This window comes from Nostoc sp. DedQUE07, from assembly GCF_034530975.2.
Classification (GTDB): Bacteria; Cyanobacteriota; Cyanobacteriia; order Cyanobacteriales; family Nostocaceae; genus Nostoc.
In genome coordinates, this window is sequence record NZ_JAVRCC020000010.1 from 53553 (window position 1) to 68164 (window position 14612).

General features: G+C 40.5%; 6 protein-coding genes and 1 pseudogene. 3 read left to right on the plus strand and 4 right to left on the minus strand.

What is annotated here, in order from left to right; translation table 11 throughout:
- Positions 1-178: 178 nt before the first annotated feature.
- From RMZ95_RS10850 to RMZ95_RS10865, 4 genes are all read right to left on the minus strand, one after another.
- Entirely contained in the window at positions 179-1189 is a 1011-nt protein-coding gene (locus tag RMZ95_RS10850) for a glycosyltransferase family 2 protein (protein WP_322684588.1), read from the minus strand.
- A gap of 238 nt (positions 1190-1427) precedes the next feature.
- Positions 1428-2432: an NAD-dependent epimerase/dehydratase family protein gene (locus RMZ95_RS10855; protein ID WP_322670398.1), complete on the minus strand. Its 1005-nt coding sequence runs from the start codon at positions 2430-2432 to the stop codon at positions 1428-1430.
- A 203-nt stretch (positions 2433-2635) separates the two neighbouring features.
- Positions 2636-3814 carry an ABC transporter permease DevC gene (devC, locus tag RMZ95_RS10860; RefSeq protein WP_322684587.1) on the minus strand — a complete coding sequence of 393 codons (1179 nt, stop codon included), beginning with the start codon at positions 3812-3814 and terminating at the stop codon, positions 2636-2638.
- Positions 3815-3888: 74 nt separating this feature from the next.
- On the minus strand, positions 3889-5097 hold the full coding sequence (locus tag RMZ95_RS10865; RefSeq protein WP_322684586.1) for an ABC exporter membrane fusion protein: 1209 nt from the start codon (positions 5095-5097) through the stop codon (positions 3889-3891).
- A 1331-nt stretch (positions 5098-6428) separates the two neighbouring features.
- Here RMZ95_RS10865 and RMZ95_RS10870 point away from each other — a divergent pair.
- The 3 genes and pseudogenes from RMZ95_RS10870 to RMZ95_RS10880 all read left to right on the plus strand — a co-directional run bounded on the left by RMZ95_RS10870 (position 6429) and on the right by RMZ95_RS10880 (position 14412).
- Positions 6429-6707: pseudogene (locus RMZ95_RS10870) on the plus strand (hypothetical protein).
- Between the two features lie 224 nt (positions 6708-6931).
- Complete coding sequence (locus tag RMZ95_RS10875) at positions 6932-12361, plus strand: polyketide synthase (protein ID WP_322684585.1); 5430 nt, start codon at positions 6932-6934, stop codon at positions 12359-12361.
- Between the two features lie 323 nt (positions 12362-12684).
- Positions 12685-14412 (plus strand): SDR family NAD(P)-dependent oxidoreductase, encoded by a 1728-nt coding sequence (locus RMZ95_RS10880; protein WP_322684584.1) that lies wholly within the window; start codon positions 12685-12687, stop codon positions 14410-14412.
- Positions 14413-14612: the final 200 nt, after the last annotated feature.

Sequence of the window (14612 nt, forward strand, 5' to 3'; positions counted from 1 at the left end):
CAGAATAGGTAATTTTGATTCGTTAAAAGTGTGGTTTGTTGTTTTTTTATTAGACCTCTTGCATAAGTCGAATAGACCTCCCTTTATCTCACGCCACTTGCTACAACGGAGCGAACCTCCGCAACGCAGTGGCTCCCCGATCTATTGGGGGGAAACTTGAAATCTTGCCCCCTTCCCTTTACAAGGGGAGGGTTGGGAAGGGGTGATTCAAGGATTTTTGCAAGAGGTCTATTGATGCTTTTCGCCAACCTTTCCAAAGTCTTGGCAGCACTATTAGCAAATCTTTCAGTAAAAGATATTCTGTTCCTTTTAACTGCTGGTGTAAACTTCTATGACAACATAGCCGTTCATTCAAACTCAGGGGACTACGCCATATAGAGAGTATATACTCCCAGATTATTCTCCAATGTGGGAATAAAATTTGTCCTTTCTTTGCTGAATCAAACCATACTGTATATGCATAAAAATCGGGGAGCATACTCAAGAATGATTTTTGGTTTGTATTTGTTAACAACAAATAATTGGGAAAGAACATACTCATTGATTGTTGCGGATGACTTCTGAAGAAAAACAGGTATTCAGGGATTTCATAAAACCTACCAAGAATACCAAGTCTTAACAAAAGAATTCCATCTGCATTACCATAGCCACCCATAGGTGGTATCTTTTTCAAAGCACTAGCGCGAATTACTCCGTAACATTGGTTGCATAAATGCTTGGTCAGCAATTCGTGAAAACGCTCCTGTGGTTTTAGTGCATCTGCCTTGACTTTGATATCGTAATTTTGGATAAAATTCCCCTGTTCATCAATGAAATATGCCTGAGAGTGACACAAAATTATAGTAGGATCTTGGTCAAGCACTTCAACACACTTCTTGATAAAATCTGGAGAATGTAGATCGTCATGAGCTGCCCATTTAAAATACTCACCCGAAGACAGTTTCAAGACGCGATTAAAGTTACCAGCACAACCGATATTCGTGTCATTGCGGTAGTAACAAATACGTTGGTCTTGCTCGGCATAAGCTCTACAAATTTCCTCAGTTTTATCTGTCGAGGCGTTATCTGAAATAATAAGTTCAAAATCTTCAAAGGTCTGAGCCAAGAGTGAATCTATGGCTTCTTTGAGAAATTTTTCACCATTGTATACAGGTAATCCGATGCTCAATCGTGGCTGATTGCTACTCATAGAAAACAAGTATTCGGAAAATCTGTGGATTATTTTCTGCTTAATCGTAGTTAGGTAGACGCAACGTAAGAATTCAGAATTCAGGAGTCAAGATTAAGGATACTTTGATACCAAGCTGAATCATTTCAAGTAAATCAAGTGTCTTCTAGCTTCTTCATTTTGCAATTACTCTGTTAGCGATAGCGGGGCGTTTAGCCCATTCTGATTCCTGACTCCTGAATTCTCAAAAATCTGTGAACTATTTCACCAAGCTTTGAATATCTGTTTTTTGCAGCCATTCATGTGTTTGCTGCATTCCTAATTCTAGGTCAATTGTTGGTTTGTAATTTAACAGATTTTGGGCTTTAGCAATGGAACAAGCGTAAGGACGAGTCATAAAATCTATAGACTCTGGTAAAATATCAACTTTTTTACGAAACAGTTTTTGTCCTTGAACGCGTAGCTTTAGAAACAATTTGATTTCATCTTTCGATAATGAAAGGGGTGCTTGTAAATCTTCCATTGCTGCTAAACGCATAAAATACTCTTTCCAGGAAGTTTCTTGTCCATCAGTGATATTAAATATTTCACCGTAGATTTCTTTTTCCATCGCTAAAAAGATACCATCAATCAGGTTATCTATATATACATGATTAATTACTCCTTTAGCATCATTAGCGCAAGCAAATAATTTTTGGCGCATCATCAGAATTGGTCTGACTATCCAGGGAATACTTCCAGGGCCATAAACATCTCCGGCTCGAATAATGATGATGCCAAAATCTGACGGATTATTCAGTTCTAGAAGTGCTGTTTCGGCTTCGATTTTCGTTTGACAGTAGGGATTATTTTCGCCAGAGAGTGGGCCGGATTCTGTAACACCATCAGGATAGTTAAAACCGTAAACCATCACACTAGATAAATGCACAAATGTTTTGACACCAGCTTGTTTAGCAGCTTTAGCCATATTGACAGTACCGCCAACATTCACATCACGAAAATGCTTAATTGCACCAGCTTCTTCAGCAATTTGCTCTGTATGTAAAACGATATCTACTCCCTGACAAGCCTTTTGAGCAATAGTAGAATCGGTGATACTACCAATAATTACCTCTACACCTAAATTCTGTAATTGTTTGTTCTGTTCTGTAGAACTTTGTAGTCCACGAACCTTCATCCCTTGCACTATGGCTAACTCGGCTGTACGCAAACCGACAAATTCATTAATTCCAGTAATTAGGAGAGTTTTGTCTTTGAGGTTCATAAAATCGAAATTATTGTTAAATAGGTGAATTTGATTGTTAGATAAAAGACTTTAAGTAATACCAAACTTAAATATTGGTAAATACTCTTAATCTAAAATCTAAACTTTGTATAATAAGAATTTCTTTGTGGAGAGGCTGCACTAATATTTAGATATCAGTTTATATCATGGGAAAATAATTTAATTATTTTGCTACCAAGTAGCTAGAAAATATCTCCCGGATCTGCGGAGCGAAGTTTATTGATAGCAAGCGCTCCTGATGTTATACACATTAAGACTGTTGAAGTTAAGACGATCGCTGCATTATTAGTGGTCATAACTATTGGTAATTTAGTTGCTTCTGCTGCAAAACTATATAACAATACAGAAGTAATAAATCCTGGGATATAACCTAAGATTGCCAAAATCAAGGCTTGCTGAAATACCACATTTAATAAATAGCTGTTGGCATAACCTATGGCTTTTAAAGTGGCGTAAGCAACGAATTGTGTAGCAATATTGCTGTAAAGAATTTGATAAACAATAACCACACCAACCACCGCAGCCATTGTCAACATCAAGTTAAGAATAAAACCAATGGGTGTTCTGACAGCCCAATAGTTTTTTTCAAAATCAATGAAGCCTTGGCGGGTAAAAACTTGGACATCATTAGGCAAACTTGCTTGTAAATTTTTCAGTACTGTTTCTGCATTAGTACCAGGTTTGAGGGAAATCAAGCCAATATCTATCATATCTGCTGGACGAGTATTAGGATTTATCCTCAAGAAAGTGGAGTCACTAACAAGTAAATTTCCATCTACCCCAAAAGAAGGCCCTAATGTGAATAACCCGCCTATTCTCACTTTATAGCCAATTAATGAATTGAAGGGAAATATTTCAACTGTTTGTGTAGTATCTCCGGCATTAAATTTTTCAGCTATTGGGCCAAACTCTGGGCGAGAACCCCGATCAAAAAGCACGACATCGGGAATTTTGAGTTTATCTAAATTTTTCTCTACTTCTGGGAGATTCATCACCGGTCTACCTGGATCGAAACCAATAACATATATTGAATATTTCTCACTAGTAGCCGGATTTTTTAGTTTGGCAAATTGCAAATACATCGGGCTAACTGACTCTACGCCATCAAACCCCAAAGATTGGTATAAACGAGTCCGCGAAAAGCTTTGATTTGAGGTCAAAGATTTATATTGCGAACTAACTAAAAATAAATCTCCCTTGAGATTCTGATGGACTGCGGTTGCACTAGAATAGAGGGCATCTTGAAAACCAAGTTGCACAAACATTAGCAGCACAATAAAGCCAATCCCGGCTACAGCTACTAATAAACGAACTTTTTGTTGGGCTAGCTGTAGCCATGCTAAAGGAATTTTTAAAATCATGGATTTATTTATTATTTGTCATTTGTCATTTGTCATTGGTCATTTGTCATTTGTGAATGACCTATGCCTTATGACTAAATATGAATGGCGACATCGACTTGTAAGTTAGTGAAACGAGCGACTTTTTCACTGTCGGCGGGATTATCAATGGAGATTTTTACTTCCACTATTCTGCGGTCTGTATCTGAACCAGGGTTGAGGCTAAAGATGCTTTGTTTATCAACTTGCCAACCAATTTCTTTTACAGTTCCTTTTATTGTTCCAGGAAATGCAGTGCTGGTAATGGTGGCTTTTTGTCCTACACGTACTTTTTGAACATCGGTTTGATACACCTCTGCAATCACATACATTTGAGATGTCTTACCTATCTCAGCAAATCCTCTGCTGGTGCTAATTACTTCTCCGGTTTTGGCGTGAATTTTCAAAATTTTGCCATTTATGGGAGATTTGATGTAACTTAAATCCAAGTCGGCTTTTGCTTGTTGAACAGAAGTTGTGGCACTATTGACTTCGGTTTGTGCAACTTGAACATCTACGCTACGCACTTCACTAATACTTTTGAGTTGTGCTTCTGCTTGCTTGCGTTGTTCTTGGAATGTGTCTTGAGTTCGCTTGAGGGTGGCTTGAGCTTCCGTTAGCTGCTGTTGTGTAGTCTTTAGTTGCAAAGCTTTGGTATCTGCTACAGAAGCCGCGATCGCACCTTGTCTATATAATTGCTGATAGCGATTATTCTCGGCTTGAGCGTTGTCTACTTCCGCTTGGATGCGGTCAATTGTCGCCTGTTGTGTCGCAACGTCTCCTTTATATTGTGGCTCTAAACGAGCGATCGCAGCCTTTTGAGCATCGACATCTCCGGTTTTAGCTCCCGATTTCACCTGCGCTAGTTTAGCTTTGGCAACTTGGAGTTTGTCTAAAGCCTGTTGCAACGCGGTTCTAGAACGACCATAGTTTTCTAGATATGCCAGTAATTGCCCTGCTTTAACCGCATCTCCTTCTTTCACCAACAGTCTATCTACTCGCACCCCATTATTAGAAGTGGGAGCAGTCAAAGTAGTAACTTCGCCTTCTGGCTCTAAACGTCCCAAGGCTGTCACAGCAACTTTCGCAGGCGTGGCAGCTTTGGGAGGATTTGCTGGGGCTGTCACAACTTTGGGTTTAGACCAATAAGGTGTCAAACTATAGAAAGCGATTAATCCAGCCGCTAAAGTGAGAGAAGCTGCTAAAATTACTTGCGATCGGCCTACGGGTTTTCTGAATAATCGACTTTCTTTATTTACTGCCATATTTTCATTCCAATTCTGCTTTTTTAGAGAATATCCTGGTTATATTTAGTCGATTAGAATAGACTCATCCGCAAATTACCAAGAGGGCTTTTCCTCTAAGATTTATACCTTAAATTCCGTGGATGGATCTAAATTGGTTTTATATGAATTGTTGTACGCTTTTACCGCCCAAACTGAGTATTGTGGCGTGAAAATTAATGGCGTGTTACTTCAAAGCTTCCTAAGTTATATCCTAATTTCTCATCTAATCCCGTAGCGTAAAATACAATAGCGCTAGCCAGCAAACTTAACTCTCAATAACAACGAAGCGCTAATAAAAATGAGATTAAAACCTGGATAAACTTGTTATCAAGTATGGACTAAAAATTGATTATTGTCAACTAATTTAATTTGCATAAGTCTTGATTCTCTCACTAAAAGATTTCATCACAATCAGATAAGGTGCTGAAAAAAATGTACCAATCGCTAATCTATTGTCTAGCAATTGAATACGTACAAATAGTTCGTTATTAAGCAGATTTGATATTACTAACAGATTATTATTATCGAGGTTGTGTAATATAAGACATTCTTATAGCGATTTGTAGCAGGGGTAATTGATGAATTGCCCTTACTTAAACTATTAGCTTTGTAATTGATTGCACAGGTCAGTGGTAGATGAGATGCAAAACCTGAGCCTTGTTTAAGTTTACTGTTTACTAAAAATTCATTTAACTCATATTATGTTTATCTAGCAACATACTTAAAATTAATATTTGCTTTATAAATAACCACTTTGCTTCTTAACTTGACTTATATTAAAAAATAACCAAAAACTTTGACTCAATTATGATGCTTTTCTGAGAAACAATACTTGTAGTTATTGCATTTATATATGTATTCATTGAATTGTTACTTACTAGACAACAGATTTGTAGTGTTAACTTAACCAAGAGAATATTTATGTTTAACCCGTAGGTAACAAAATTTTTCACATATTTATTTAGTTATAAATTATACTTTTAGGCTAAATTTATTCAAAAATTCTATCAGTAAGAGTATATGGTTATTTATAAAATAAGTTTAAAGGAATGATTTAGTTTTTGTAAAGTATGCTAGTATTTTTATTAATTCAATGCTTTAAAGTGGTTAAACAAACTAGTTATTTAATTAATATTTTGAAATTAAAAAATAACTAAAAATAACTGCGTTGTCATTATCTAGCGATCGTTTAATTACTTTTCCAACTTGCATAAACTCGGATTAAAGGCGGTGTCTTTTCTGTAACGAAATTGTCAACTTTACTAGGTCATATACCATAAAATATATTATCCTGGACGTTAAAACTAGCTATGACCTTGATTGAGATACAGAACGTTTTTATTAACACCAGCTATGTTGCTGTGTTTAGGCTAGATAATCAAACGGTTTCGATTGAAAAAAACGTTTCTGTTTCCTTAGCTACTCCTCAGTTTTTCTCGCTCCAGTAGGATACCATTGCTCCAAATCTCTACTATTACAAATGGATTGAATTCACTGGTCAAGCAGCTATTACACTCCAAGACTATTTTACCAGTTTTAACAACGTCATCGACCGATTGTCACAATATCAAGAGTCTAGCGTTGGATAACATTTTTTCGCGATGTCTACGACGGGCTACGCCTACGCAGTGTGCCAAAATCGCCTATAAATCTAAGGCTTTATGAGGGCAGTATGTGTCGTGTGGTGTTGATTTGGAGAAAAGCATTTAGCAAAGATAGGATAGCTAGCTGCTTACAAGACGAGAGATTTTCATTATTTAGTAGGCAACAGAAATTACTGTAACTACACAATCCACAGTACTAACTATGCCCTATGTCTGCTTATTCAATTAATACTGCCTTAGCGGAGTTAGAGAGCCTTATCAATAATTGTGAAAAGGCTGTGATGAGGTCTATAGAGGAAAAAAACATGAAGTCAGATAAATCAGATAAATCAGTGTCAATTAACAGAATTAACAGACAATTACAACATAATCCTATTGCCATCGTTGGGATGGCTTCTCTATTGCCTCAAGCCAGGAATTTGCGCGAATACTGGCAAAATATTGTAAACAAAATTGACTGTATTACTGATGTTCCTTCGACTCACTGGAGCGTCGAAGATTATTACGATCCGAATCCTAGAACTACTGAAGATAAAACCTACTGCAAAAGAGGCGGGTTTCTTCCAGAGGTAGATTTTAACCCGATGGAATTCGGCATACCACCCAGCATTTTAGAAGTCACAGATGTATCGCAACTATTAAGTTTATTGGTTGCGAAAGAAGCGATGGAAGATGCTGGCTATGGCGAAAAGCGTGAATTTAACCGCGAGATGGTTGGGGTAATCTTAGGCGTGGCGATGGCTAAGCAATTAGGAATGCCACTTTCTGCCAGATTGGAATATCCGATTTGGGAAAAAGCGCTTAAAAGCAGTGGTTTATCTGACGAAGATACCCAAAAAATCGTTGATAAAATCAAAAGCGCCTACGTGAAGTGGGATGAGAACGCTTTCCCTGGAATGTTAGCTAATGTAGTCGCGGGTAGAATTGCCAATCGCCTAAATTTTGGCGGGATGAATTGTGTAGTTGATGCCGCTTGTGCTAGTTCCTTCGGTGCTTTAAAAATGGCAATCAGCGAACTAGTTGAGCATCGTTCTGACATGATGCTAACTGGTGGCGTTGATACCGATAACACCATCATGGCTTACATCTCGTTCAGCAAAACACCGGCGGTTTCTCCTAGCGAAAATGTCAAACCTTTCGATGCTAAATCTGATGGGATGATGCTAGGTGAAGGTATCGGGATGATTGTCCTCAAACGGTTAGAAGATGCTGAACGGGACAACGATAAAATCTATGCCGTAATTAAAGGTATTGGTACTTCCAGTGATGGGCGTTACAAGAGCATTTATGCTCCCCGCAAAGAAGGCCAAGTCAAGGCCTTAGAACGCGCTTATGAAGATGCCGGCTTCTCTCCCGCTACTGTTGGTTTGATGGAAGCACATGGCACCGGGACAATGGCTGGAGATCCGACAGAATTCGGTTCTTTAAAAGACTTCTTTGATGTGCATGATGACAAAAAGCAGCACATCGCTTTGGGTAGTGTAAAATCGCAAATCGGACACACAAAAGCGGCTGCGGGTGCGGCGAGTTTGATTAAAACTGCTTTGGCTTTACATCACAAGGTATTACCACCAACAATTAACATCACTGAGCCGAACCCCAAACTCAACATTAAAACTTCATCCTTTTATTTGAATACTGAAACCAGACCTTGGATTCGTCCAGAAGGGGAAGCGCCAAGACGCGCAGGTGTGAGTTCCTTTGGATTTGGCGGAACCAACTATCACGTTGTTTTGGAAGAATATGAAGCCGACCAAAACCAGGCTTACCGCTTACATAGTGATGCTAGTGAAGTGCTGTTGTTTGCTCCTACAGTAGACCAATTGTTGAGCAAATCGGAAGAGATTTTAGGTAAGTTGCGATCGCCTGAAGCACTTACACATTACGCACAATTAGTCAATGAGTGCAAATCACAACAAATTCCCCTTTCTGCTGCCAGATTTGGGTTTGTAGCTGAGAATCTGGAAGAAGCTTGTAAGTTGCTGCAAACTAGCATTGACTGGCTGAAACTCAAAGGGTCAGCAGCATCTTGGGAACATCCCCAAGGGATTTATTACCGTTCCTCTGGTATGGAATTGGGCGGAAAAGTTGTCTCTCTATTTTCTGGTCAAGGTTCGCAATACCTGGAGATGGGACGCGAACTGGTGATGAATTTTCCTTTGATGCGCCGTCTGCATGGTTATATGGATAGCCTGTTGCTCAAAGATAATTTGCAGCCGTTATCAGAAATCGTTTTTCCTCATCCTGTATTTGGAGAGGCAGAAAAGAATGTCCAAATTGCTGCCTTGCAACGCACAGAATACGCTCAACCAGCCATCGGGGTGTTGAGTTCAGGGATGTACAGCATCCTGCAACAAGCTGGGTTCAAGTCAGATTTTGTGGCGGGACATAGCTTTGGTGAATTAACCGCACTATGGGCTGCGGGGGTTTTGAGTACAGAAGATTACTTGTTCTTAGTGAAAGCTAGGGGTCAAGCAATGGCTGCACCCGAAGATCCAGATCATGATGCGGGTAGTATGCTGGCTGTCAAAGAAGACATCAGCAAAGTTGAAGCAGTGCTAAGGCATTTTCCGCAAGTTGCGATCGCTAATCAAAATTCTCCGACTCAATTTGTCTTGGCTGGGCCTACCGCAGAAATAGCGAGAATCAAAGAGGCTTTACACGAGAAAGGATATACGGCTGTATTGCTACCTGTATCAGCAGCTTTCCACACACCGCTAATCGCCTTTGCTCAAAAATCCTTTGCGATCGCTACCAAGTCCGTCAAGTTCCAAAGTCCCAAAATCCCTGTTTACAGCAACGTTACCAGTAAGCAGTATCCCAAAGAAGCCCAAGGTATTCAAAAGATTCTGGAAACGCACCTTTCCAACTCAGTGCTGTTTAAGCAGGAAATTGAAAATATCTATGCGGCGGGTGGTACTTGCTTTGTGGAATTTGGGCCTCGGAGAATTCTTAGTAACTTGGTGAAAGAGATTCTTGGCGATCGCCCTCATATCACCGTATCTCTGAACCCCAGCACTCAAAAGAATAGCGATCGCTCTTTGCGAGAAGCAGTTGTGCAGTTGCGGGTAATAGGTATGGCTTTGAATAACCTCGATCCTTACCAACTTCCTCAAACTATACCCCCAATTGAGACGAAGAAGACATTAAATGTCCGTTTAAACGGGATAAACTACAGATCCGAAAAAACGAAAAATGCCTTCGCTCAAGCTTTGCAGGATGGGCATAATGTTACATTACCTACTCCTGAATATTCTGATGCGGCTCCTCTATTTAGCAGCCCAGGTGTAACTCCACCTCTAGCAGTGATAGAAACTAACGGACATAAAAAATCCACCGCAACAATGAACGGTGTGAGTTCTAATATCATCACCCAACCAGAGCAACAAATGAATCCTGTGACCCTTTCACAACCAGCCCAGGAATCTAAGATGCAACCAACGCCAGAAAAACTTACAAATTACGAACAACTTTTAGCAAGTTTAGAATACCTCCTGACACAGTTCCAGGAAAATCAAGCCGAGAATTTACAAGTTCACGGTACTTATCTCAACCATCAAATGGAATACGCTAAAGCGTTTTTCCAACTGATGCAGCAGCAGAATTCTTTGTTGAGTGAAAGTAAATCAACAGCCGAAACTGCCAAAATGAAGCTAGTTGTCATGGAGAGCTTAGAGCGTAGCATGATGCAGTTTCATTCCCAACAAGGTGAAACTCTACGCATCCATGAGCAATATCTTCAAGAGCAGTTGGAATATACCAAAAACTTTTTCCAACTCATACAGCAAGAATATTCTCAAATCATCTCTGGTGATGGAGCAACCCAACTCACAGAGATAAGCAATTTCATCCCATTCACAACAGAAACAACTGTTAGTGATGCACCAGTACCTCCTACTACCAAGATAGTAGAAAGCCAGCCTTTGCCTGTAACTAAAAACGGCTCAACAGTTACCCAAGAACCTCTGCCGCCTGCTGTAGAGCCTGTAGTTGAAACTCCTGTATCTCCAGAGACACGAGCGATCGAGACGCGATCAATCGCGTCTCTACTGCCCACACCGCACTTCGCCACTGTCGAGACAGTAGAGCCACCTGTCCCAGTAGTAGAACCCCAAGCCGAGGTTGTAGTCAAAATTAGTTCACCTCCAGTCGAGGAAGTTGTTGCATTCACCCCACCAGCACCCACAACTGCTGCACCTGTATCTGGCGCAACCATCGATATTGTTGACTTGGATAAAAACCTGTTAGCCATCACCAGCGACAAGACCGGCTACCCAGTCGAAATGCTGGAAATGGACATGGACATGGAGGCTGATTTAGGGATTGACTCTATCAAACGGGTGGAAATCTTAGGGGCGCTACAAGAAATGTACCCCAACCTACCCAAGCCCAATTTAGAAGAACTGTCAGAAAAACGCACCATTGGTCAAGTTGTAGAGTATCTGCAATCCCACGCTTCCAAAAGTATTACTGTAGAAATTGCAGTTCACGAAATACAACAAGCAGCCGAGGTTCCAGTAGAGACTGCACCAGTAGTTGAGGTAGTCGTTGCACCTGAACCAAGCGTAGTTGTCGCATTCACTCCAGAACCAGAAGCCGCTCCCGCTCCCGCTACGAGTGATGAATTTGCAAACTTAGGTGAAACCCTGTTAGCCATCACTAGCGATAAGACCGGCTATCCAGTCGAGATGCTGGAACTGGAAATGGACATGGAAGCCGACTTAGGGATTGATTCGATTAAACGGGTAGAAATCTTAGGGGCGATGCAAGAAATGTACCCCAATTTACCCAAGCCAAATATCGAAGAACTTGGAGACCTCCGCACCATCGGTCAAATAGTCGATTACCTACAGCAGTTGGCTGGAGGTGAAAAAAAAAAGTCTGAGCCTGAGTTTGTCCAACAACCACCGGAATTAGAGCATACTATCCAGCGCCATCCGGTCAAACTCAGAAGCCTAGCACAGCCCGATTATTTGGATTTCACGTTACCAGAGGGACACATCGGTTTAATCACCGATGATGGTTCCCTCACCACTTACAAATTAACTGAATCCCTAATCGAGAAAGGCTGGAAAGTAGTAGTTATCAGTTTCCCCCAATCGCTCATCGCCCAACAAGCACCCTTACCCGCAGGAGTAACCCGCGTCACCTTAGCAAACTTGAGTGAAGAACATCTTCAACAACAATTGCAAGCGATCGCATCTCACTGCGGAGCGATTGGGGCTTTCATCCATCTCCATCCGATGTTTGTAGGAAATCACACCGGGAGTATTTCTTATAACGAATCAGAAAAGGCGATCGTCAAGCACGTATTTTTGATGGCGAAACACCTTAAACCCTCTCTAAACGAAGCTGCAAAGCATGGACGTAGTTGTTTCTGCACAGTTGCTCACCTTGATGGAGCCTTCGGTTTAGAGTACAAAGTTAACTTCGGTGCGATCGGCGCTGGTTTATTTGGATTAACCAAAACTCTGAGATGGGAATGGCCCAAAGTGTTTACTCGTGCGATCGATTTAAGTCCCAGACTTGATGCTAAACAGTCAGTACAAAATATCATCGCCGAACTTCATGACCCCAACCTTTATATAAGTGAAGTTGGCTACGGCTCACAAGGACGAGTCACCATTATCGCTGATTAAAAAGTTGATTAACGCCGTGTGCAACTTTCTCTCGAACCTAACCCCCAACCCCTTCCCTACTAGCGTTAGGGAGTAAGAATCAAAGCCTCGGTGTACACACAAGTCGAATTACCCCCCTTAATCCCCCCTTATAAAGGGGGGAAACAGGAAATCTAGTTCCCTCCCCTTTACAAGGGGAGGGTTAGGGTGGGGTAAAACCCTGGTTAATCAGCTACTTCAGACTTGCATATACACCGTAGCCCTGTGGGGGAGAGGAATGGAAGTGGGGTTTCAAAAATAAGTTACACATCAAATCCAATTTACGCAGGTATTCACGAGGATTTATGACACAAACAGCCCAGCTTAGTCCATCATCTGTCTTTGTCGTGAGCGGCGGTGCAAAAGGGATTACGGCTGAGTGTACTATCAGATTAGCCCAACAGCAACCCTGTAAATTTATCCTTCTCGGTCGCTCCGAACTATTAGAAACCGAGCCAGATTTTGCTCAAAATTCCGATGAATCCGCATTGAAAAAATGCATCATGGAAAATCTTCTTTCTCAAGGAGAGAAGCCCACACCCATGAATGTACAAAAAATTTATAACAAAATTACCTCTAGCCGCGAAATTAAAAAGACTCTAGCAGCAATTGAAAAAACCGGAGCTAAGGCAGAATATATCAGCGTCGATGTTACAGATACGCCAGCTTTACAAGAAAAACTTGCTACTGCTGTGCAACATCTCGGCCCAATTACCGGAATCATCCACGGCGCTGGAAACTTAGCTGATAAGTTAATTGAAAAGAAAACAGAAGAGGATTTTGAAAAAGTTTACACCGCCAAAGTTCAAGGTTTAGAAAACTTGCTAACTTGCGTCAACCCTAGTCAACTTCAGCATTTAGTTTTGTTTTCTTCAGTAACAGGCTTTTACGGAAATCCTGGACAATCTGATTATGCGATCGCAAATGAAATTCTGAACAAATCAGCCCATATATTTAAGCAAAGTTATCCTTCATGTCATGTCGTCGCAATCAACTGGGGCGCTTGGGATAGTGGGATGGTGACAGCAGAATTAAAGAAGATTTTTCAAGAGCGAAAAATTGAAATAATTCCCATTGCAGTTGGGGCACAAATGCTCGTTAAAGAAATGGATTATACCAATCATGCAACCTCACAAGTTGTTATTGGTAGCCCATTAGTTCCACTTGCGGTGGAGTTAGATTCAGAACTACGAACCCATCGTATCCGTCGCCAAATGACATTGGAGGCTAATCCATTTTTGCACGATCATACGATTGCTGGTTCTCCAGTTTTACCAGCAACTTGTGCAATGACCTGGATTATCAATGCTTCTGAACAATTATATCCAGGTTATCGGTTGTTTAATTACCAAGATTTTAAAGTTTTAAAGGGGATTACTTTCAATGAGACATTAGCGAAGGAACATATTTTAGAAATAGAAGAAGTTTCTAAAGTTAATCTTGAAAGAATCGAACTTAAAGCCAAAATTTCGAGCAAGAATCCACAAGGCAAAATCCATTTTCATTTTAGCGCTCAACTCAATCTCCAGCGAGAAATCCCAGATGTACCCACTTATGAATCTCTCAATCTCGAAGAAGATAATATCATCACCGCTACAGGAAAAGATTTTTACCAAAATGGTGGGGCTACATTATTTCACGGCCCAGCTTTTCAAGAAATCAAAAGAGTTTTAAACATCAGCCCTGAAAAAATCACAACAGAATGTCTTTGGCCAGAACTCACACCACAACAACAAGGACAATTCCCAGTCCAATGGGTAAATCCTTACACCACTGACTTGAGTATGCACGCCTTATGGGTTTGGACACAACACTTCCATCAAGAAGGTTGTTTACCTGGAAAAGTAGAAAAATTTGAACAATTTGCGATGATACCACATAACGAAACATTTTACGTTTCGTGTGAAGTACTAGCTAAGACACCAAGTAGTGCGATCGCAAACTTCATCATACACGACCGCCAAGGTAAAATCTATTCACGAATGCTCGGCGCTCATGCCATTATTTGGTCAATGAAAATGCTCAGAAGCTAGTAATCTGTGAAATCCAAAGTTTGTAGTAAGGACTTTAGTCCGTGAAATTTTGACGAATTGAGGATTTAAATTTAAACGCATAGGCGCTTCGCCTTCCCGTAGGGTAGGTTCGCAAAGGGAAACGCAAAGGGTCGCAGAGAATTTGCTAAGAATTCAACTCTAATGTTTTTACTACGAACTATCAAAGCTAGCTTAATCTT